We start from the raw sequence: 21,896 nt of genomic DNA on the forward strand, positions 1-21,896 counted from the left end.
GAAGTATTGGACATAGGCACTGTTCCCAAAATGGGGTTGGACTAGCCATTCCTGTGTCGCAGCCTCCAAAAGCAAAAACCGCAACGCGGGGGTTGTCGCGTTGCGGCGCATCGCTTGCTGCCGTTATTTGTTTATGTATATATTTGTAAGATGACCGACTCGCGTATCGCGCTTTTTCGTCATACACCTTCTGCCTCGGCTACTTAAACCCTCGCAAGCGGTTGCCCTGCCTGGCCACCGCGCGGATTGGCGGTGGCTCGGGCTATGGGCAACGCCGCTTTCGTCAAACGGCTAGTCGGCAATCCGGACCGCATCGATATTCACCCAAGCGCCGGTCGCCCCGGACGATCTGGTGCCTATGGGCGCGATGCGCACGACGTGCAGCCCCGGCTGCAGCGAGCCGGTATCGTAGGTCGGATGCTTATAGCGGACCGCCGACGCGCTGTACTGGTCGATCATCGTTTGCAGGACGCCGTCGAGATACACGTCGGCCTGACCACGCGCCGTGCCGACCAGACTCCACAGCTGCGCGCCGGTGCCGTAAAAGGCGATGTCGGCATACATGCCGGCGGATGCCGCTTGCCTGGATGTGCCGCCATGCTGGGAAGCATGTGTTACGATCATCCAGCTGCCGGCATAGCGGATCAGCGGACTCGTATCGTCCAGCACGCCCTGCGGCGCCGAAATGTCAACGACGGCGAGCGGTGCGGAGCCTTCGGATAATTGCCCGGCGCTATTGATCGCAAACAGTCTGTACCAGCCGGACGGCAAGCCGGTCGTATCGATGGTGCCGTACACCCCGGCTTGAACCGTCACCGTTCTGCCCGCCGACGACTGGCCGGACGCCTGCACGGCGGCCACCGTCTCTTCGGTCCGGTCCGATACCAGATACAGCTGTCCTTGCTGCGGACTGGTTCCCGCAACAGGCGTTCCGGTCGCCACCGGACCCGCCGTCACGCCTGTCAGCCTATAGTCTGAGGTAACCTCTACCGCGTCGATATTGATAAACGTCCCCGTCGCCTGCGGCTGCCTTTGACCGGTCACCGCAATCCGAATGTCATGGACGCCGTGCTCGAGGACCCCGGTATCGAAGATGACATGCTGGTACTTGACGCTTGTGCTGTACGTATCGATCGTCTGACGGAACACGCCGTCCACATACACCTCTGCCTGACCGCGCGAGCCGCCGACGAGACTGAGCACTTTGGCCCGGCTGCCATAGAACGGAATCGTGACCGTTGCGCCCGCGGTTCCCGTTTGCCGGGATTTGCCGCCGTACAACTGGGCGTTCTCGATCACCGACCATGTCCCGGTGTAGGAAAGACGCGCATGATCGTCGTCCAATCGGCCGGCGATCGCCTCCAGCACGTAAACAGGCTTGCCGGGCGACGCTTGTCCCCACCGGTCCACCGCATACAGCATATACCGCCCTTCCGCCATGCCGGATGTGCCGAGCGTTGCAGGAACGTCCTGCTGCACTGTCGTCTTCACCCCGTACACCACGCCGTTCACGGTGCGGACCGCCGCCTCCAGACCGGCCGGATTCGCCGGCGATGCGGCGGGCACCAGATACGCCGCGGCATACACCGAACTGACGACGGAGACCGGCTCCCCGAGCTGCACGCCGAGTGCAGGCGTCCCGCTCAGCACGGGCGGAAGCCGCCGATTGAACGAAATCGGCACGGTTTGTGTCTGATCGGCGATCACATAGACGGCGTCCGTCACAACCGGCTGATGTCGCGCGTCGGTAGCCGTGAACCGCTGCCAGCCTTCGGGTACGCCGGTCAGACTGTAGCCGCCGGACGCGTCGGTTTGCGACAGCAGCGTCTGATTGCCGGTCACATGGACAGAAGCCCCCTGCACCGGCAATCCGTCCGTGTCAAGCACCGTACCGAGCACCGAGCCGCTTCGCTCCGGCTCCGGCGCCCCGGTAGGCGGCCAGACGGCGCGTTCGACATTGGCGATGGAAAATACCGGAGACGCATTCCACGTTCTATGGGGGAAGTATGTCTGCTCCGCACGGCCGTCGGGCAAAATCGCGAAGCCCGGATCTTCCTCATCGAATACGATCAGCGTTTGGCCGTTGTGCTGCCGCACCTCGGCGATCGGAAACCCTTGCCGACTGCCGTCCGCATGCGTCACCAGCGCATAGCTGCCTGCGGCCGATTGCGGCACAGATGCGCCGGTCAAGATGCCGTCGTAGGCATCGCCCTTGGCCATGCTGAGCGCGCCGGCGATTGAGCCGTTCACCACGCCCGCTCCGGTCAGCTGACGGCTTCCCTTTTGCAGCAGCGTGCCTCCGCTCAGCTTCATCTCCCGCACCTCGCCGCCCACGAGCCGGATGAGTCCCAATTCGCCGTGCAGCGCGATGTCGTCCACAAGCAGCGGCTGTCCGTGTTCGGCATAATCCGGGTTGCTCAGCAGCAGGTCGGTCGTGTCGCCATAAGCGACCTTGACCGCCACCGCCCCGGAGGGAGCCTGCTGCGGAGCCAAGCGGTCGATCGCCTCCACCTTTGGCGTCCCCGAAGCGCCATACGGCTCCAGCAGCGTCACGAACGTGCTTTTCACATTCGTGCCGTCGCGCCTTAGCACCAGCTTGGGCATGGAGTATTTCACCGCTTCGTCGTTGTTGTCCTTGGACCGTCCCTCCAGCCGCGCCGCGCGAAGCGACGGCGAGCGCCCCACATACAGCTCATTGGACGCGCCTGCTTCGAGCAAACCGGTAATGCGCATCCGGGACGCCGCCGCGCCGTTGTTCTGCGTCACCAGCGTCAGCTGGTAGCGGTCTCCCGCCAGCTGCGCCCGCTTCACATCGCGCACGTAAATATAACCGGGATAGTGGCCTTCCGCACTGCCGCTGTCTATATTGTCCACCGGCTGGACGACATTCGTACCGGGCGGCAGCAAATACGGACCGTAATCGGCAAGCGCCAACTCCGTATCGAAGTAAGCGTCCCGGTTCGCATCGCCCTGAAGCGTGTACTCATGCCGGCTTCCGCCGGATACGCGGAACAAGTCCAGCACATAGCCTTGCTGGCCGTCGCCGCCTGCGAAAGGCACAAACCACGGCTCGCGCCGATACTCGTCCGTCGCCGGATACGCGGTCTCGTACGACGCGCGCATCGCCTTGAAGCCGCCTTCCTGCGGCACATACGCCTCCACATTGCCGCCGTGCAGCGCCCCTCCGCTTGTCCTCGCATCTTGGCCGCCTACAACCACCGTATTGTGCGACATTGTCGAGAGCGTGAAGTAACGGTAAAACGTACTGAACGTATAACCCAGATCGGGCAGCAGTTCCTGACGCTCCGCGAACAGACCGAGATGCAGCGGATCGCGGTGCACATGGGTCGGGTACTTGGCCTGGTAGTTCAAATAAATCTGGGTTTGATCCGCTCCCGTGCCGCCTGTCAGCCTGCCGATGCCCGCCGCCGGCCACAGCTTGGATACGAGGGGATCGGAGCTGCCCGCTTTTTCATAGGCCCACGTATCCTGCAGAGGATAAAAATTGCCGTTCGGGTACAGCAACTGCCTCTCATGGCGCAGCGCCCGCCCGATCACCGGATAATCCTGCTCCAGATGGAGATCGACCAGCCGTTTGCCCGAGCGGGGCGACACATAGCCGACCGGGTCGGTCCAGCCTTCCAGCTTGTCAATCACTTGCTGGATACCGTTGATCAGCTCCTTGTGGTAGGATAGCGTCACTTCCTGCCAGAAGCCGTCGGACAAAAACAGCCGGCCCATCATTTCTTCCATTTGGGCGACGACCATATGCACATAGTCCGGCTCGCCAAGCGCCTTTGCCGCCTCCACCAGCCCGCTCCAGTAGCCGTACGCCAGATTGGACAGCCAGACCGGATGGCTCAGCACGTTGTCGATCGAAGCGCCGAACAGCTTGTCGCGCAGCATCGCCTCCACATCTTCGCCCGCTTCTGCGCTCAACACATCAAACGCATTCGTCTTTCGAACGTTCGTATACGCTTGGAACAACGGTCCGAGATTATCCAGATCGAAGCCGAACCAGCGATACCACATGCCGCCCCAGTACGAATACGGCGGACCGGACATCTTGTTCTGCGATTCGTAGTTCCACGCTTGGTCGATTGTCGGATTGTAGCTCTCGTAAGCCTGGGCGATGCCATATAACAGCCGTGCAGCGCCCAGCGGATCGCTTTGGGAGACGGCCCGTGTTTGTGCCAGCAGCCGCTGCTTCTGCAAATACCACATATGGGCGGTAATGAAATATCGCTTCCCCGAGCCGTCCTCGTAGTAAGGAATGCGCACCGTCTCGCCTTTGGCGTTGGTGGTGATATACTCCTTGTCTTCCGGATAAGCCGGATTCGGGTATACCGTCCCCGTTCGAACCGCGGTCATGCTTTTTCCGTCCGCCGAAAGCGTATACAAACTTTGTGGAAACAGCTCCGGCATTTCCGGCAAGCCGACATAAATAAAGCCCGGCTGCGGCGGAATCAGCTCCAGCAGCTCCTGCACCTTGGCAGAGGGCGGCGCGGACGTGACCGTCGTCGGCGGTCCTCCGGACGTCATGCCCGGCGCAAGCTCCAATCCCGCCGCCACCATATGCTCGCGATCGATCATCAGCGTGGCGGACAGCGCCTCCGCCGCACCCGCCGGCAGCACGGTTAGCCGCAGCTGGTACATGCCGTCCTTGAGCGGCCCCGGATGCGTGAAGCTTAAAGACTGCCTTCCGCCCGATGCGGACAGTGCGGTCGGCGTCAGCTCCTGCCAGGCACCGTCAGGCTCTTTCCATTGCAAGCGAATATCCCCGCTGCCCGTCAATGCCGCATGGGGCCATGCGAAGGACAGACTCTTCTCGTCAAACCCCGTATAGGCAAGCTCCGTCTGCTGGGGCTCCCAGCTCTCCACCGATCCGGCAGACCCGCCCGCTGGCGTCAGCGCCTCAGGCAACGCGCCGAAAAACAGTCCGCCCAGCCGCCCCTGATCGACGACCATACCGTTCAATCGGCCGCCATCGCCGTACCGGTCCCAATGATCCGAATGACGAATCGGCACCCACGAGGTAAGCGGACGCGTCAGCGAACGGTGAACATGAATGACGTTCAGCCGCCATTCGTCTCCCGTCGTAACGCCCGCCGGAGCAATCGCCGAGAGCGGGATCGCCGCCTCGACTGTCGTATAGCCGCCGGAAGCTCCAAGCTGGTACTGTACACCGCTCAGCAGCGTCAGGCCGGGATTGGCGCTATAGCTGTCGCGCTGCAAATTCCAAGCGGTCGTCGTAATCGATGTATCGTTCGGATCCACCGTGAGCCTTGCCACGTAATGAGCGCTCCCGCCAAGCTGCGGACTGATGACCACCTCGATGTCCGCCAGCGTCTCCGCTTCCTCCTCGTCCATCACGCCGCCGATATACATATACTGGCTGTCGTAGGCGACCTTGTACGCGATCGTGGACTCAGGCTCGTATTCGAAATACGCTGTACGGAAATTGTCCAGTACAGCTGCCCCGTCCCACTGCGCTTCGTCCAACGCGCCGTCGATCGTCGGCGCCGCGCTCCATAACGGGGCAACCGCCCGCTTGTCGACGTAATGGGCAACCGTTCCGGCAATCCCGGCCGCATGCACGCTGGCTTTGCTGGTTTGAACCATTTCAAAGTGAATCATCGTCACCGCCATGCAGCCGGCCAGACCTGCTTTGACCAGCTTTTGGATTCGTTTTCCCACGAAATATCCCCTTCCGGCTTCGCCTGCACGGCAACACGGCAGGATTACAGGCCGTCCATCGTCTCCGGCAATCGCCTTCGTCCGATCGATCGGCCTCGCTCGCCGGCGTGCCCGTCGCCTGAGCGCTTAAAGGCGGAAGACACGCCGCCGGGTTCCGGTACGCCGTGAACCGCCGCTCCGCAGTCCGCTTCCTTCCGGAAAGCCCGCAGCCGAACGGTACGCTCTTTCCGCAGCGTCGTTCAGTAGCGAAGCACTATGCCAAGCGTCCGTTCCGGCTCCTCCCGGCACAGCCGATACGCCTCGGCAATCTGGCTGAATGCGAATCGGTGCCGTACAAGCGGTTTGATTGAAATTCGTTTGTTTGCCAACAATCGAACAAATTCGCCAACATTTCGGCCTTCGGTCCACCGCACGTACCCTCCGGGATAATCATACCCGCCCCGCTCGTAGCGTTCGTCATAACGGCCCGGGCCTCCCGCTCGGCTAATGCGAATTTCCGCTTCCTTGCGGAACAGGGCATTGCGCGTAAACACCGTGTCCGGTACGCCGACAATGACCACATTGCCCCGGTCGCGCAGCCAGCCGATCGCCTGGTCCAGCAAGCCGTCTCCTTTGCCCCCTCCGCACAGCAGCACGCTGTCCGCTCCCGTCAGGCCGACTGCGCCCAGCCTCTCCAGCGCTTCATTTACCTGCGCGGCATCGGAGCATACGGTGATGCCGGGACAAGCCGCCCGCAATCGCTCGCAGCGCTCCGGCAGCAGATCGCAGCCGATCACCTCGTAAGCGGCCGCATGCGCGATCTGCGCGGTAATTTGACCGAGTATGCCCAGCCCGACAATGACGACCGTCTCGCCGAATTGCAGCTTCGCCTGACGCAGCGCGTGAATCGCGATCGCACCTAGCCCGGCAAACGCCGCTTCCTCGGCATCGACATGGTCCGGCACCGGAACGGCCAGCACTTTCGGCACGAGCCGGTAGTCCGCGTGCGCGCCTTCACCATAGCAGGCGACGCGCTGCCCGATGGCCAAATGCTCGACTCCCGCTCCCTTGGCGACAATGCGCGCCACCGAGTTGTACCCGAGCCGCGTGCCGCTTGACTTGTTGTTCAGCACCATCGTCTCCGTACCGTTGCTGATCGCGGAATATTCGGTTTTGACCAGCACCTCGTGCTCGCCGGGGACCGGTTTTGCCTGCTGTTCGATCCGAATTTCACCCTCGCGGGCTACCGTTACTTGAATGATGTCCACAGTCGTTCTCTCCCTCTATCGCGGCCTCTCTTCTCTGTTTCCTTACTTGCCGCGCTCCTTCTCGATGTCCTGCTTCAGCAGTTCGTCCGCCTCGCGCAGCGCCGAATTGACGTCCAGCTGGCCCTGCGCCGCTTTGACAAACGATTGCCAAATGATCGTCTCCTGCCGGCTGCCGGAGACATTCACCTTTCCGGACGCACGCTTCGGCGTCGGATCGGTCGGTTCATACAACGTGAGCGCTTTCATGTTTTTCGTGCCGTACACCGGATGCGCTTTGCCGAGCGCTTCGCGAATGTCCTTGTTGGTCAGCGTCGTCAAAATCCCGTTGCGCGAATCTTGCATCTGCACTTCGTCGGACAGCATTTCCATGATGACTTGGAACGCTTCGTCCTTATGTTTGCTTTGCTGCGTAATCGACCAGTATGCCGGCGAACGCTGGCCCATCCGTTTCGGCGCGCCGTCGAGCGTCGGCACCGATACGATGTCCCAGTTGATTTCGGGCGGGATGACGAGATAAATGCTGTGCTGTCCCAAATACATCGCCGATTCGCCTTTGGTGAACAGGGCGTTTTCGAGCGCAAACGTACTTTGCACGCCGTTGTTCGGAATATCGTGAAAGCGTTTGAAATTGTCGAAAAGCGTTTTCCATTTCGTCTGGTCGGCCAACCCGTCTTTTTCCGGGTCCAGAATCGGCAGCGAGAACGGATTGTCGCGCAGCTGCGCGATCAGGTTCGTGCTGAAGCCCCGGATTACCTTGCCGCTGTCGACCCGGGTCAGCTTTACCGCGAGATCGTAAATCTCGTTCCAGCTCATGCCGTCCTTCGGATAAGCGACGCCGAACTTGTCGAACAGATCCTTGTTGTAATACAGCACGGACGGAAAATATGGCGGCACCGGCAAGCCGTACAGCGCGCCCGTCTGTCCGGCGTCGATGTTGTCCTGGATAAACGACGGGACGAACCGGTTCAGATCGTACTTGTGTTTGCCGACCATCTCGCGCAAGTCATAGCCGAGCTGCAAGTCCAGATAACCGGTCTTTATCGTCGGCGTATCCGTGCGGATAATGTCCGGAATTTCGCCTCGCGCCACCTTTTCCGTGATGGAATTGCCTTTGTCGCTCGTCTGGTAGTCGAATGTAATGTGCGGAAATTTCTTCTCCAGCGCGCCGCGAAAACGGCTGTCGAACTCCTCCGGCTTGACGCCCGCCGCGTAAATCGTCATCGTGAACGGCTCGGCCTTCTTGACCGCTTCGCCGCCTCCCTGCGCTCCCGTCCCGCCGGCTTCCGGCTTTTCCGCGCCTCCGCATGCGGGCAATACCGCCAGCAGCGCCGCCAGCGGTATGGCGACCGCCGCTTGTTTATTCCAGTTGAACATATGGACTCCCCCCGTTCTGTGTTCCGTGCATCTCCGCCTCGCGGACAAGAACACCGATCCGTTCGCCCAGTTCCTTCTCGGAAATCATATTGGCCCAAAACGCCTTCATCAGACCGGCCAGCTTGCCGATCGACATCGGCAGCACCGGCAAATGGCGATGCGTCCGGCAGGAAAAGAGTATCTCCCTGTACGTGCCGTACCGCTCCGGACGATTCGTTGTCTGCTCGCCCCATCCGGACTGGCCCGTGCGCTGCATCGCGGGAATGCTGAGCGTATGCTCGCGGATGAGCGTCTGCGCCCGCTCGCCGGACAAGTAGTCGATCAGCAGCCGCGCCTCCTCCCGGTGCGCGGACGTCCGCGCAATGCCGGCACCGGCCGAAATGTACAGCGTACGCGGCTCGGACACAAACGGCACCGGCGAAATGTCGTATTCCAATCCGGCGTCCTTCCATTCGTTCATCGCCATGTAGCTGGCCAGCACCATCGACAGTCGGCCTTCGAGAAACATCTGTTCAATGTCCCTGTTGTTCTCCGACATGTACAGCGGAAACATGCGCCGGTTGTGTACGATGCGCCTGCACAGCTTCGCCCCTTCTACCAGACGCGTTACCTTGCCGTCCACGTCCGCTCCGCCGTCCCCCTGCCCTTGTGCCGGGTCGAGGCTTTGCAGCAGGAAAATCGGCCAACGGTTCACATCCGGCAAATGGAAGCAGAAGCCGTAGCGCTCCCCTTCGGTCAACTGCTCCGCGCACGCGGTCAAATCGTCCCAGGTCCAGGAGCCGTTTGGCTCGGACAGCCCCTTCTCGCGAAAATGCCGCTTGTTGTAACCCAGCACGACAGGCGCAAAAATAATCGGCCGCAACCGGCAGACGCCTTCGAAGCTGTAGTCTTCGTTCAGAAAAGGGAAAACGCCGGGATGCGCGTCCAGCGGCTCGACCAATGTCGCCTTGCCGCGCTCGCACAGCTGCTGAAACTGCAAACTGTTCATCGTATACACGTCGGGCTGCCCTTCCGCCTGCGGTTCCACATAGACCGGGTCCTCGCCCAGGGCGTAGATTTTGATTTTGACCTCGATCCAGGCATACAGCCGGCTGAAGTCCTCCAGCAGCCGGGACAGCGCCATGTTGCGCATCGTCGTCTCGTTCAGACCGAGTGTCAGGACGACCCGCTGCCGCCTTCGCAGCACCCGGTTGCCGACATTCGGGATTTTCTCGATCCAGCCTTCCTCGGCGAGCGTCGCGAGTCCTTTGCGCGCAGACAAATTGCTGAGTCCGAAGCGGGCCGCAAGCACCTTCTCCGAAGGCAAGTCGGCTCCGGGTTCGTATTGTCCTGCCTCAATCTCGTGTTTCAGCGTTTGGACCATATGCATAAGCAGTTGGCGAAACTGTTCGTTCGTCGGTCTTCCTCTCATCGGGCGGCTCTCTCCTTGCGATTGTGCAATCGTCGTTATGCCCTACTTATTCGGGTTCCGCCAGGCAATCCCTCCTTCTTTCCTCGACCTGCGATTCCGGTTTATATAATTGAAGATAAATATATAAACCGGTTAAAACAATATACATTCACTTGCTCGAAACCGATTATACCACAGCGCTTTTTATTTTAAAACTACATTTAAATAAACCGGAATTGTATATTTACGTTTATTTTATAAACCGGATATGGTTTTTCGTTTTCGTTACACCGTTTCTTCCCGCCTTTCGGGCGGTGCCGCCGTGAATCGGAAATCTTGACCTACTCCAATGCGCAACATCAGGTCAATCGGGTTCCGCTCGCACGCCGAACGCGTCTCCCGGAACCTAGTAAAGCGGCGCGGCGTGAGCTAAGTTAAATCTCATTATTAGTTTTTGGTCCAAAAGAAAACCGCCCCTAAGGGCGGTCGATATACATAGTTCACGTCAATGTGGAATAAATATTTTCCGTATACTTGGTAATGGCTTCATCGTAATCGGGATACTTATAACTCAAACTTTTTGACACAGCTTTTGAGTATTTTCTAAATAACTCATAACAAGTTAATAAAGACTTCCTCATTTCCTTGTACCCATTCTCGGAATAGGTAGACAGGAGTGTTTCCCAATCTTCATTTGGAAGGTAACGATTTATAAATTTATAGTTCTTCCCCACACTAAAGGTATAACCATGCTCTGATCCAATCTGCCAAGCCATCATTCTCAACAAATTCGGTCGTGCAATCTCGTTTAAATGGTCAATAGCAAAAAGTATTTCTTTTCTCGCCAATCCTTTTACTACGTAAGTTGAAACCATCCAGAACTCATTGCAACAATCATCAAATTCCTTTGCAGTTGGCCTCTTGATCCAATATTGACGATCATCGGCGATCACTTCATTTTTAATTCGAGTATCCTTATCAAGCCGGACCTCAACTAAGCCGTCGCTTTTGGTGAAATAATCCTCAAGCTCGTTAATTGGAATAAGTGTCAGGTCTACTTTATTACCATCTTCAAAGTGAATTAAATAGGAAAACCAATTACCTAACTCGGAAGGAAAAAGCTCCATGTCCTCAGGTTTCTGCATCATAATACGATTCCCAAAAATTTCGAGCCATCGATCATTTTCTTTGAAAGAATCCATCTCGGTTACAAAGTAAGAAATGTCATAATCCTGGAACTGATCAGGGGGAATATTTTTGTTTGTACGCGATCCTTCCAAAGTTACCAATCGGACTCTATCATCATTCACAGCAAAATCGACTAGCACTTTCATCATTTCTTGTTCACTTCTCATCTTGAATCCTCCCTCCCATATTTTTGTCCGTAATGTTAACAACGAAGGAAGGCGGTCCGCGAATTCGAATGAAGCATGACTTTCTCCTTGGTAAACGTTAGAATTTATCCGGCAGCATTTTCATAGGTCATCGTCCTCCATCTCTTTACCTTCTATGTTTCATTTTACCATAAAAAAGCTAACCATTCAGCCTTCCATCTGGATGCTAAAGCTTCCGTACTACGCGCGAGGCTCCGAAAAATAGCACCGATGGCAGCTCATCCAACGTCGAGGCACCGGGGTGCATGTGCAAAGGCCCGTCCACGTGTGTTCCGGTCCGGGTTCCCATCGAAAGCTGCCGCAACTCCGATGTGTGCCACTCGTATGTGTGCGCTACCCCTCCCGGTCGCCGGGATAAACGGGCATGCAGTCCGTAATCGGCACCGACAAATCGATCACTCTCAACTCTGGTGCCGAAATGGCTTCATCCCTAATTATCGCTAGCGAGCATCTTCCCGTTGGAAAGCCGGGTGCTCATTTCGTACTGAAAAGCCGCTTACAGAATGGAGTGTAAGCGGCTTGAATCGTGGTGTCGGCAATGGTGAAGTCGCTCCATTCACTTTCCCTTCAGCCAGGCGTTCGCAAGCGCCAGCGCGCCTCTTGCAGCCGCGGTTTCGGCCAACGCATTCAACATGACGAAGTCATGAATGATGCCCTGAAAGCGTGCGGCCGTCACGGGCACGCCGGCTTCACGGAGCTTATTGGCATAAGCTTCTCCCTCATCACGCAAGACATCGGCTTCGCCGGTGATGACTAGCGCTGGCGGCAGTCCCTTCAGCTGTTCGATCGAGGCGCGGAGCGGCGACGCCGTGATCTGGGCCCGTTCCTCGGGGTCGGTCGTATACTGGTCCCAGAACCATTGCATTCCTTCACGACTCAGGAAATAGCCCTTTGCAAACTGCTTGTAGGAGTCCGTATCGAACGAGGCGTCCGTAACGGGATAGAACAACAGCTGCTTATGGATGGCCGGCCCTCCACGTTGCTTCGCCATCAGCGTGACGGCAGCAGTCATGTTGCCGCCGACGCTGTCGCCGCCAACCGTCAATCTGGAGGGATCGGCTCCGATCTCCACACCGCTCTCAGCGACCCATTTGACGACGGCATAGATCTCTTCAATCGCAGTTGGGTATTTGTTCTCCGGGGACAAGCTGTAATTCGGGAACACGACAACGGATTGCGATCCCGCAGCCAGCTCACGAATCAGCCGGTCATGGGTGTGCGCATTTCCGAACACCCAGCCGGCACCATGGATATAGACGATAACGGGCAGCAGCGCCGGGGCGTTTTTTGGCTTCAAGATCACTACAGACACCTCACCGTTTGGTCCACCCGGTACCGTACGCTCCTTGACATCCACATCCGGCTTTGTAACAGGAATCGACTGCACCTCATCCACCGTCTTTCGGCCTTTCTCGGGGGCCAGTTCATACAGGTACGGCGGATTCGCCGTTGCTTCCACAAATTTCTGCGCTTCCGACTCCAGCTTCACTTCATTCGGCATCGTTTATGTCTCCTTTCAAATTTGAGTGTTACATACATGTTTACACAGATTGGGTGAAGTCTAAGCGTTCCTGTCCGTTACTTCAACGAACAGGATTAGGTCGCTGCCGCGCCCTACTCCTGTTCGTAATGATTTCACTATCGTATCCGTTAGCTTTATCATAAAGGCTATATTAAATCCTGATGTTGATTTTTACGATAAGAAAACCGCCTCGTTGAAGAGGCGGCTTATTGAGCTATCGTACCCGTAAGTTGAGTCCCTTTAATTTGGTTTTGCATTGATTTCCGTTACATGCATCACGATGTCCCACCGAGTTAAAGCAGCTTGCTGCCGGCCGCGATGCGGTTAGTCGGTAATGTATATTTCAGTTAAGTCTTCTTTTAAACGTCACTTATTTATTACCGAGTTGTTCCGCCAAACCGATTAGAAGTCCTTCATTTCCACGAATGTAGCAGAGCCGATACGAGTCCTCGTACTGAACCACTTCGCCAACGAGCTGAGCACCAAACTTAGTGAGTCTGGATACCATTTCGTCAATGTCTTCAACGGTGAACATGACGCGTAGATAACCGAGGGCATTTACAGGAGCAGTTCGGTGATCTGATATAGTAGGTGGGGTGAGAAATCGCGAAAGTTCAAGTCGGCTGTGGCCATCTGGGGTAACCATCATAGCAATCTCTACACACTGTGAACCCAGCCCGGTTACGCGACCAGCCCATTCACCTTCGACAGTAGCTCGCCCTTCGAGCTTCAAGCCAATCTCCTCGAAGAAAGAGATTGCGTCATCAAGGGATTCTACAACGATGCCAACATTGTCCATTCTTAGTAATTTGTTTTTTGCCATAGTTTTATCTCCTTATGTGTACAAATTTATTACCTGATCATCTTCATATTTATTCTATTCAAGAACTACCAATTCCTCCCAAACATTTAACATCTTGTCACAGTTCATGATAACAAAGATAAGTCACAGTATAGTAAAATGTGAGATTTGGTTTTCGGATATGTCAAATGAACTTTTATACTACGAAATTCAATTCGTAATTACCGTAATATGATCGTTTTACGTAATAAAATTACGTAGATACCCCTTTTCTAAACTCTTAATATTTTTATACTTTAACAATTCGGAGTTACGATATTATCTCCTGCTTATTATTCTTGATCATTAAACTAAATTGCCCGTTAGTTTAACAAAACTAAGCAGAAAGCCGAAGTTTGTCATTCGTGTCGGTCTCAGAAAGCAGGCATGATAACTCCTGGTTTTTGATTTCGTCTACCTTCACTGTCTGATTCGTCCACCCAGGAGCAGCCGGATAATAGGGCACTGCATAACACATAGATCGCAGCCGCTTTTTTCATTCGTTCCACTCCCCCCAATTATTCACTTCAAAAGAACGGGAAATGACCGCCTCGGTTTGAGTCTTCGGATACTTGTCAATTCTGCGTGGGGGAACCAGACACCCTATCGCCTTCTCTTGTCCTTCGTGCTCGGCAATCCGGCCTTCATGGCAAATATGAAAGCAACAATGACAGGTATGATTAATGCAAGTATAAATAGAAGCTGCGCCCATCCGTTACTGAAAAAACTTACTTTGGCTATCCCGACGATCAAAGAGTACATGTAAAGAAACATATTGATTATAACGAAAAAAAAGCCAATGAAAAACATCATTACACGATGGTTATTCCTGCTGCGATTGACTCCGTACAGGTTCAACAGCAACGATGCGGAGACGACAAGGGTTGAAGTAAATGCAAGAACGGCGCCGGCAAGGCCCGATTCGCCGGTCGCGGCCACGGTTAAAAAAAGACCGGGAAGAAGCAACAATGGCCCCCATACAGCTATATTCATTTTTTTCACTCGTCAATTCCCCCTGTAAAGAATAATGCCCTCCACTTCATTCGTGCTTATTTGTCTCATCCAACCATCCATCAAGCTCGGAGGCTAATCGTGAAAGTTCCATTTGCAATTCCGCTTCCGAGCTGAGAGAAACAAGATGATTCAACATATTTTTTGCCGCAGCGATCATTTTGATTTTGGGGTTTCGGTAAATGACCGGCTTGACGGCATGATTCAATTCGTCTATGAATACCTTCCATTCCGGCTCGTCGTTCAGCTTAAGCTTGTGTATGGAAGACCGGGAGGCAAGTGTTTCCTGTTTCGACCAATCCACTTGGAATTTGCTTTCCGGGTTAAGGACAATATCCTTCATGAACTTCCAGGCCAGTTGTTGCTGCCTGGAAGCGGCGGCGATGGATAGAGCCTGGATCATCCCTACCGCATTGGCCCGAACTCCGCTCGCCAGGCGGGGCAGCGGAGCGACTCCGATCCTTTCTTTCAGCTCCGGGTTACGGGCAAGAAAAGAATAGATCCCGATTCTCCCGACGCCCATTCCCACATTGCCGGAGGAAATTTCTCTAAGAATTGCACTTGTCCCATTGGGCACCTTTTTTACGATATCTTGACTGTTCTTCAGCAACAAGGCGAACGCTTCGATAACAGGCCGGCTATCCAAAAATCCGGTAAAGCGGCTATTGTCAGGTGACAGCATGCTGCCGCCGTTGCTTTGGGCAAGGGATTCAAATAAATCCGGGATGATCGGAACCGCGCTGCCGTAAATCTCCTTCCCCCGGGTGGTGTTGGCCTCTTTCAAATGGACCGACATGGCGAAAAATTGTTCCCATGTCCAATCCTTCGTCGGCTCGGGCAGGTTTGCCCTGTTGAACCAATCTCTGTTGTAGAATACGGCCAGCGGTTGAGGAGACATCGGGATCCCTGTTAATTGTCCGTTCTCTGTCACCAAATCGGTTAGCGGTTTGTATAAGTCGTCGGGCGTTAGTCCATCTTCCTTATAAAAGTGAAGCAGATCGACAAACAGGTTCTGTCTGCTGAATGCGGTATCATAAGGCCAAAAGACGAGGTCGGCCGCATTGGAGCCGCTTATTCGTTCCAAAAATTTGTCCCCCTGGAAATCGGACATAGGAATTGTGTCAATGGTAACCTCGATCCCGGGATTGACGGATTTGAAAGCTTGCGCATGTTCGATGAACGTGGCTATTCTGTACCTGATTGATCCGGAGTCATGGTCGGGTACAAGAATCTTCAAAGACCGTTCTTTCGGACTTGGCTGTTCCGAGGTCATTATGGCTCCTGATGAGTCACATGCCTCCTCCATATACTGTTCCATCAAGAACTGCTTCCATTCCGCCTCAAATTGGTCTGGTGCGCGCCCGAAGATGGATTCGAGGTTGCTCGCGTCTCGAAGCAGGCGGTGGAGGGCGTCCCAGCTATAACGGGTTACGATAAAATCAATCAGGGTATAGCATAAATCGAAGCCTCCAATCTCTGAAAACTTCAGCCAGTCCGCTACCCGCAAGTAGGTAATCGAAGGCAATTCACGCTGCCGGTACCTGGAAGTGATCCGACTTCGGACGTGCTCGCGGGTCAATCCTTGCCCGACATACCCTCCTATCCCATACACAAGAAAAAGCGGTGTTTGCGGATTCGATTGCTTGGTTAACGCCATGCTATACAGAGCCAAAGATTGCCGGACGGTATTGCGATAATCAACTTCCGGATTCAAAGGTGAAACGATCTTCACGACGTTCAACTTACCGAAGTTTCCGATGCTCTTATTAGAGGGATATTCCGGGACCATCGACTCTCGATCGGGATAAATCTCATACGCAATTTTGGTGTGCGGGGTGAAATTTAAAGCTGTAATGCGCCGGAAGTTTTGGCGCAATATGGCCGTGAAATCGTCGGTCACCTTCTGGAATTCCGGACCGGGACCGCTTTGCCCCGTTTCCAGCATATTAACCATATGAATATACTGCTTGGGGTTGAAGGGCGCCGCGATGTGCCAGCTTTCCAAGTCCTTTCTCATTTTTCCGAGGCAGCGGTACATCCTGTTTTTGATCGCGCCTTCATTCAATTTCAACAGCTTGGCGATGTCGCGGAAGGAGTAGTCGGCAATATAACGCAACGTGAGAATTTCTTGGTCGATCGGATCCAGTTTATTGAAGGAAGTGCCGAGATCAATTTTGAAATCCACCTCCTTCGTGAAGTCGGTCGTTATAAATCGCGAAATGCTAGTCTCCTGACCTACCGGCAACTCTTTGGTGCGATACGCCCTCTTTGCTTCGTTCATCATGATGTTGGAGGCAATGGCATACAGCCAAGTGTACAAACTCGACTTGTTCTGAAACGAGCTCAGCGACTGATTCGCCTTGAGAAACACCTGTTGCGTCAAATCCTCCGCTTGATCGATTCCGGCTTTGTAAGCGATATACCGCTTGATGCGATCATAATGCTCCATTAACAGATCATTTTCGTGCCAATTCACGGATCGGTGCACCTCCCAGTCATGTTAGACAATTCAAGATGGAAAAAAGTCACAAGTTTAATTTTAATTTTTTTTCTTAAGAACCAATTACGATCAAGCCGCATCGGCAATTGCACAGTTATAGTCAACCATCGTGAACTCGAATATGGTACTTTGTTAGTATAGCGCTTGTTTTTAATGGCACGCGCGATTACAGAGCAGATGGAGGGGCAATGATGGCGCAGCCTGAGCGGAAGTCGATGTACGCGGCAAAAAGCGGAACAAGCTGCAAAGTAAAGTTTCGCTACGGTACCGGCAACAATATGGTGCTGGAATTTAACGAACTCGGTATCAACCGAATCATTCATCCGAAGAAAATATACAAAGAACCGGCCGAACGCTTGACTCCCGATTTCGCGGCACCGGTACTTTGGAATGAAATCAAAACGGACTGGGTATCCCCCTATAGAGGAATTACCGCCTTACAGGGCAGCACGTCTTCTTTTACCGGAACGGTCGGAGGGAATCATGGCACAGTTCGCGGGGAAGGGGTTGCGACGGCGAGAGGCATATCGGCGGTCATGTATGCGGACGGGGCAATGATGAACGATCAGGATGCCATCCATTGCGCTGAAGTCAAGCTTGTCGTCACAAACTATATATCCGCCTCCAACAAAATCAATGTACATACCGGAGAAAAAGCGGATTCGCTGAAGGAAGTCGTCACCTATACGGTTACCCCGAACCATATCGAGGTTTCGGTTCATTTGACCGCATTGGAGGACTTGACGATTAACGGCTACATCGGCTTGCAGATGACCACGAACCTATTCGCGGGGCAAGTGTATTTCAGCGATAGTGAGGAGAAGTATACCCCGAACGGCGTCATGCACAGTTCGCGGACGCTGCCTTATCGTGGGGACCGGTTTGTTTATGCCGATTCCGGCAACGTCATTGCGGTCTATACGAACCGGGCAAGCGGATTGGGCGATTTGTCGCATAAAGGGACTGGGCCGATTCATTTTGTTTCTTCATCCAATAAAATTTACTCGCATCTGATAGACGGGCCAATTACGCTTATGGAAGATGATTCCGTACACTATAGCGGCGGGTATACGCTCGACGTGCCGATGGAATGCGATGGAGCAGAGAAAGCTTACACGATCAAAGTAAACGGAGTGAACTATTATTGCGTCGATTTTTTGCAGCCCGTCTCGGCCGCTACCTTGCAGCTTGATCCGGGGTTGCTCGGTAAACAAATCGAAATTGTCGAGAAATCGGACAACATTTCATGCGACGATACGATAGGCGAGAAAGGGTTGAGCATGGCGGCAGCCGGATTCGGAAGTTTGAAATTCAAGCTGAAAGGATAAGCGGACGGCAAGAGGGGCTGTCCCAAAAGTCACGAACATGACGGGACGCCCCTTAGTGTTTCCTACCCTAAACCCACGCCGGCCAAGGTTCGTGACTCCCGGCATTTTTGGATTGATTCTCAAGATGTCGGATGATTTATGCTGGAGGACACGCGTTCGGATCCTTACTCACAAACTTCACTTCAGTCCGTCTGCTCAGCAGCTCGGCTATTCCTCTGGCTATTATTTGAACTCCTTTCTCAATTAAGCCCTCTTCCACTTGAGAGATACTGAGACGGATCACGTTGTCTTTGGCGAAATCAGGTAGGTACATGCGCTCTGCATGATCCACTAATACATGCTGATTCTTAAGGTATTCCAGCAGTTGCCTCGCCTTAATCGGTACCGGCAATCCGACGGTGGAATAAAAACCGGATAAGGAACCCGAGTATGTGGCCACAGCAGGCAACCACGCTTGAAAAGCTTGCTGCAGGAGCGTGGCCTTCCTGCTATACATCTGCCTCATACGATCAATATGCGCGTTGAACATTCCGCTCTGCAAGTAAATCTCAAGCGCGCCTTGCGTAAGCATCGGCGTATGCACGTCCGCGGCAAACTTGGCTCGCAGGTAAGCTTCCCGCAATGTGTCAGGGAGCACCGCCAAGCCGAGTCTGAGACCGGGCAGCATAACTTTCGAGAAGCTTTTCACATAAATAACTCTGCCAGAAGGATCATAAGCAAACATCGGGTCAGCCTTGGCGTTCGAGTCGAGGTCGCCCATATAGTCATCTTCCATGATGTACACATCATATTGCTGCGCTAATTCGACGATCCTTCTCCTCGCTTCATTTGTATGGCTGTAACCGGTCGGGTTGTGAAATCGGGAGACCGTGTAGAACAGCTTGATATCGCGATGCTTGAACAGCTGTTCCAACTGCTTCAGATCAATCCCCTCGTTCCCTACTTCTATTCCATAAGCCGCCATTCCATGTTGTCGAATAGATTCGATAAACCCAGCATGCGTGGGCTGCTCCAGACATATATTATGCTTGCCATTGGGAAAAGGCAGGGATACAAGCAGATGCAGAGCTTGCTGCGAGCCGGTTACGACATAAATTCTCTCGGGTACCGTGAACACCTGAAGCTCTTGCAAATGCCGGGCCAGCTGGACTCGCAGCGAATGGAGCCCTTGAATGTCCGCGTACGTGAACATTTCTTCTTTATATCGTTCAATAGCCTGATTGATACAGTGTTGGAAGTCGCGATAGGGCATCGCATGTCGATCGGGACCAGCTGAGAGGAAGTCGATTGTGGCCCGCATTTCCTCCGTTTTTTCCCGTCCTCGGTAGCCCTCTACGACATAATAACCGCTCTGGGGTACGGAATAGATGATATGCCTCTTCTCTAATTCGATATAAGCCTTAATCACCGTATTCTTGCTGCAAGCGAAGTCTTGGGTTAAAGCACGAATAGAAGGCAGTCTGTTCCCCGGCTTCAATAATCCTTCCTCGATGCGTTTCACCATCTGATCCACGATCTCTTCATATAGCATTCTTCTATCCCCTTTCCTTCCGAACTGTAAGGGTACAATTCAAGAATAACACCATATAAAATTCATCCAGATACTCGTATACTCAACAGGTAGAAACTCCTATTGTTGCTTTTTGAACCATTATGCTGATGTTGGAGGAGGAATGCAAGATGAAAAAAGTTAAGGTTGTCGTTCTGCTTTTTATTTCCATGCTGTTTACAAGTACTAGCTCCCTTGACAGTATCGCGAGCTCCGCTAACGCGAATCCCGGTGTGAAGGAACTTCGTGCAGAACAATTATTCCATGGTGTTTCAGGCACAACCGTTATCAAGAACCTGAAGACGGATAAAATTTACATCTATAACCTGAAGAGGAGCAGTCAGCGTTTCACACCGGAATCCTCATTCAAAGTTCCCAATGCATTAATCGGCTTGGAAGAACATGCCGTGGAGGACGAGTACGAAGTCAAACGATGGGACGGGGTAGTTCGGGAATTCGACGTCTGGAATCGGGACCACACACTGGCTTCTGCCATGAGGCATTCCGCCATCTGGTATTACCAAGCACTAGCTCGGGACATTGGTTCTGATCGGATGCAGAGCAACCTCAATCGGATCCAATACGGCAATCAAGACATCAGTGGCGGAATCGATAAGTTCTGGTTGGACAGCAGTCTGACCATCTCCGCACAAGAGCAGGCTCAATTCATGGAGAAGCTCGTAGAAGAATCTCTACCGTTCCACGAGCAAACGATGAAAACAGTCAAACGCATCATGATCGATAACGAGCAGGACGACTACACGATTCATGGCAAAACAGGGACGAGGCTATCCGATCTAGGCCTCGGATGGTATATCGGCTATGTGGAGACCGATACGGCTACATGGGTATTCGCCACCAACGTGGACAGCAGCGGCACGACTGCCAAGACGATTACTCTCGAATGTCTGGAGCAGTTGAACATTTTATAAGCATTTTCTTTAAGTAACTTGCTTACTCTCTGTTATCTTGCCACGTAACTTGTGCGTTAGCGGCTGTAGGCTCACCTAATCCCATGACCACAAACGTACAAAACCGTCAGGGAACCCTGACGGTCCTTTGCTTGCAAACCCGGCCTATCGCGCGCCAGGCTTTTGTGCAACGGTACTGAATATTACTGAAATATGGGGAAACCGCCGAAGAAGTCACTGCCCAGCTCGTTCGAAGTCGCTGGGATAGCGGCAAACAAGCCGCAAACGGCAAGTTCCGCGCACGGTTCTATCAGCGCATTTCAGCAGCTTTAATGCCGGGTCTCCTTGCTCGGTTTTAAATTGTGCAGCATTCGGAATACCAGGATAGCGACCAAGATACTTGCGATCAGGCTAATGGCCGATACCATGTTAAAGCCTGCGATAAAGGCATTGCGTGCTTGATCCAGCAGTTCGAATGCAATCGAATCCGGTAGATTTTGCGACACGGTAATGGCCCCTACCAGCGTATCCCCTGCAGTTTTTGCTTCTTCGGGCGATAGCACTACAGGCAAAGATCCATCCATTTGACCGCGATAAATTGCTGTCCCGATACTGCCCATCACTGCAACGCCGAGAGCAGCACCGAGTTCACCGCAAGTTTCCGACATCGCGGAGGCCGAACCGGCTTTTTCAGGCGGAGCCGAGCCTACGACGATATCGGTTCCTAACGCACCGACCGGACCTACACCCAAGCAAGTGAAAAAATAACCAGCCACTACAAGATACAAGCTGGATGAACTGTTATACAATGCAAGCATGAGGAGCCCTATTCCGGCTATCGCCATTCCGAAACTCACTATATAACCTGGACCGAATCGCTTGGAGAGTATTGGGGCCAAGATGGTACCGATAATGACCGCTACCGCCGGGGGCAACAACCATAAGCCTGCATTCAGGGGCGACAATCCCTTGACCAGCTGCAAATGCTGATTGACGAACAATATAATCCCGCCCATAGACGCGGTTGTAAAGAATATCATACCCAGCGTTGCGCTGAAGGTCCGGTTACGAAGCAACGCAATATCAAGGAGAGTATAATGCTCCCATAGGTTGAGACACGGGAGGTTAAAAA

The 21,896-nt window shown here is 53.9% G+C and carries 14 protein-coding genes; 2 read left to right on the top strand and 12 right to left on the bottom strand.

The annotated features are described in order from the left end of the window. Window positions 1-291: 291 nt before the first annotated feature. The 10 genes from FE784_RS36510 to FE784_RS36555 all read right to left on the bottom strand — a co-directional run bounded on the left by FE784_RS36510 (window position 292) and on the right by FE784_RS36555 (window position 16,925). Window positions 292-5,697, bottom strand: a complete 5,406-nt coding sequence (locus FE784_RS36510) for a carboxypeptidase regulatory-like domain-containing protein (protein ID WP_139607170.1) — start codon at window positions 5,695-5,697, stop codon at window positions 292-294. A gap of 239 nt (window positions 5,698-5,936) precedes the next feature. Continuing rightward, window positions 5,937-6,944 carry a zinc-dependent alcohol dehydrogenase gene (locus tag FE784_RS36515; RefSeq protein ID WP_246132352.1) on the bottom strand — a complete coding sequence of 336 codons (1,008 nt, stop codon included), beginning with the start codon at window positions 6,942-6,944 and terminating at the stop codon, window positions 5,937-5,939. Window positions 6,945-6,986: 42 nt separating this feature from the next. Next, entirely contained in the window at window positions 6,987-8,318 is a 1,332-nt protein-coding gene (locus FE784_RS36520) for an ABC transporter substrate-binding protein (RefSeq protein WP_139607171.1), read from the bottom strand. After that, window positions 8,302-9,729: an extracellular solute-binding protein gene (locus FE784_RS36525; protein ID WP_139607172.1), complete on the bottom strand. Its 1,428-nt coding sequence runs from the start codon at window positions 9,727-9,729 to the stop codon at window positions 8,302-8,304. The genes FE784_RS36520 and FE784_RS36525 overlap by 17 nt, the downstream gene beginning before the upstream one ends. Before the next feature lie 479 nt (window positions 9,730-10,208). After that, entirely contained in the window at window positions 10,209-11,063 is an 855-nt protein-coding gene (gene ant(6), locus FE784_RS36530; protein WP_139607173.1) for an aminoglycoside 6-adenylyltransferase, read from the bottom strand. Window positions 11,064-11,268: 205 nt separating this feature from the next. Then, window positions 11,269-11,391, bottom strand: coding sequence for a cyclase family protein (locus tag FE784_RS42240; RefSeq protein ID WP_246132353.1), 123 nt, complete (start codon window positions 11,389-11,391; stop codon window positions 11,269-11,271). A 267-nt stretch (window positions 11,392-11,658) separates the two neighbouring features. Next, window positions 11,659-12,603, bottom strand: coding sequence for an alpha/beta hydrolase (locus FE784_RS36540; protein WP_139607174.1), 945 nt, complete (start codon window positions 12,601-12,603; stop codon window positions 11,659-11,661). A 391-nt stretch (window positions 12,604-12,994) separates the two neighbouring features. After that, entirely contained in the window at window positions 12,995-13,447 is a 453-nt protein-coding gene (locus tag FE784_RS36545; RefSeq protein WP_139607175.1) for a VOC family protein, read from the bottom strand. A gap of 621 nt (window positions 13,448-14,068) precedes the next feature. Then, window positions 14,069-14,467, bottom strand: coding sequence for a hypothetical protein (locus tag FE784_RS36550; protein ID WP_139607176.1), 399 nt, complete (start codon window positions 14,465-14,467; stop codon window positions 14,069-14,071). Between the two features lie 37 nt (window positions 14,468-14,504). Further along, window positions 14,505-16,925: an extracellular solute-binding protein gene (locus tag FE784_RS36555; protein WP_246132354.1), complete on the bottom strand. Its 2,421-nt coding sequence runs from the start codon at window positions 16,923-16,925 to the stop codon at window positions 14,505-14,507. Between the two features lie 242 nt (window positions 16,926-17,167). Here FE784_RS36555 and FE784_RS36560 point away from each other — a divergent pair, with 242 nt between their 5' ends. Continuing rightward, entirely contained in the window at window positions 17,168-18,304 is a 1,137-nt protein-coding gene (locus FE784_RS36560) for a hypothetical protein (RefSeq protein ID WP_139607178.1), read from the top strand. Window positions 18,305-18,440: 136 nt separating this feature from the next. Here the strand turns inward: FE784_RS36560 and FE784_RS36565 are convergent, their stop codons facing one another. Then, window positions 18,441-19,835 (bottom strand): aminotransferase-like domain-containing protein, encoded by a 1,395-nt coding sequence (locus FE784_RS36565; RefSeq protein WP_139607179.1) that lies wholly within the window; start codon window positions 19,833-19,835, stop codon window positions 18,441-18,443. Between the two features lie 149 nt (window positions 19,836-19,984). Between FE784_RS36565 and blaOXA the strand changes: the two genes are divergently transcribed. After that, window positions 19,985-20,785 (top strand): class D beta-lactamase, encoded by an 801-nt coding sequence (gene blaOXA, locus FE784_RS36570; RefSeq protein WP_139607180.1) that lies wholly within the window; start codon window positions 19,985-19,987, stop codon window positions 20,783-20,785. 308 nt (window positions 20,786-21,093) lie between these two features. Here the strand turns inward: blaOXA and FE784_RS36575 are convergent. Continuing rightward, the coding region (locus tag FE784_RS36575) for an MFS transporter (RefSeq protein WP_139607181.1) at window positions 21,094-21,896 on the bottom strand (803 nt) is incomplete at its 5' end.

Origin of the sequence: Paenibacillus hemerocallicola, assembly GCF_006265175.1 — a bacterium.
Lineage (GTDB): Bacteria > Bacillota > Bacilli > Paenibacillales > NBRC-103111 > Paenibacillus_AB > Paenibacillus_AB hemerocallicola.

What these genes read in the sequence shown, in the direction of transcription:
- FE784_RS36560 (WP_139607178.1), top strand. Translation starts at nt 17,168, where the DNA reads ATGGCGCAGCCTGAGCGGAAGTCGATGTACGCGGCAAAAAGCGGAACA.
- FE784_RS36555 (WP_246132354.1), bottom strand. Translation starts at nt 16,925, where the DNA reads ATGGAGCATTATGATCGCATCAAGCGGTATATCGCTTACAAAGCCGGA.
- FE784_RS36525 (WP_139607172.1), bottom strand. Translation starts at nt 9,729, where the DNA reads ATGAGAGGAAGACCGACGAACGAACAGTTTCGCCAACTGCTTATGCAT.
- blaOXA (WP_139607180.1), top strand. Translation starts at nt 19,985, where the DNA reads ATGAAAAAAGTTAAGGTTGTCGTTCTGCTTTTTATTTCCATGCTGTTT.
- FE784_RS36545 (WP_139607175.1), bottom strand. Translation starts at nt 13,447, where the DNA reads ATGGCAAAAAACAAATTACTAAGAATGGACAATGTTGGCATCGTTGTA.
- FE784_RS36565 (WP_139607179.1), bottom strand. Translation starts at nt 19,835, where the DNA reads ATGCTATATGAAGAGATCGTGGATCAGATGGTGAAACGCATCGAGGAA.
- FE784_RS36520 (WP_139607171.1), bottom strand. Translation starts at nt 8,318, where the DNA reads ATGTTCAACTGGAATAAACAAGCGGCGGTCGCCATACCGCTGGCGGCG.
- FE784_RS36540 (WP_139607174.1), bottom strand. Translation starts at nt 12,603, where the DNA reads ATGCCGAATGAAGTGAAGCTGGAGTCGGAAGCGCAGAAATTTGTGGAA.
- FE784_RS42240 (WP_246132353.1), bottom strand. Translation starts at nt 11,391, where the DNA reads ATGGGAACCCGGACCGGAACACACGTGGACGGGCCTTTGCACATGCAC.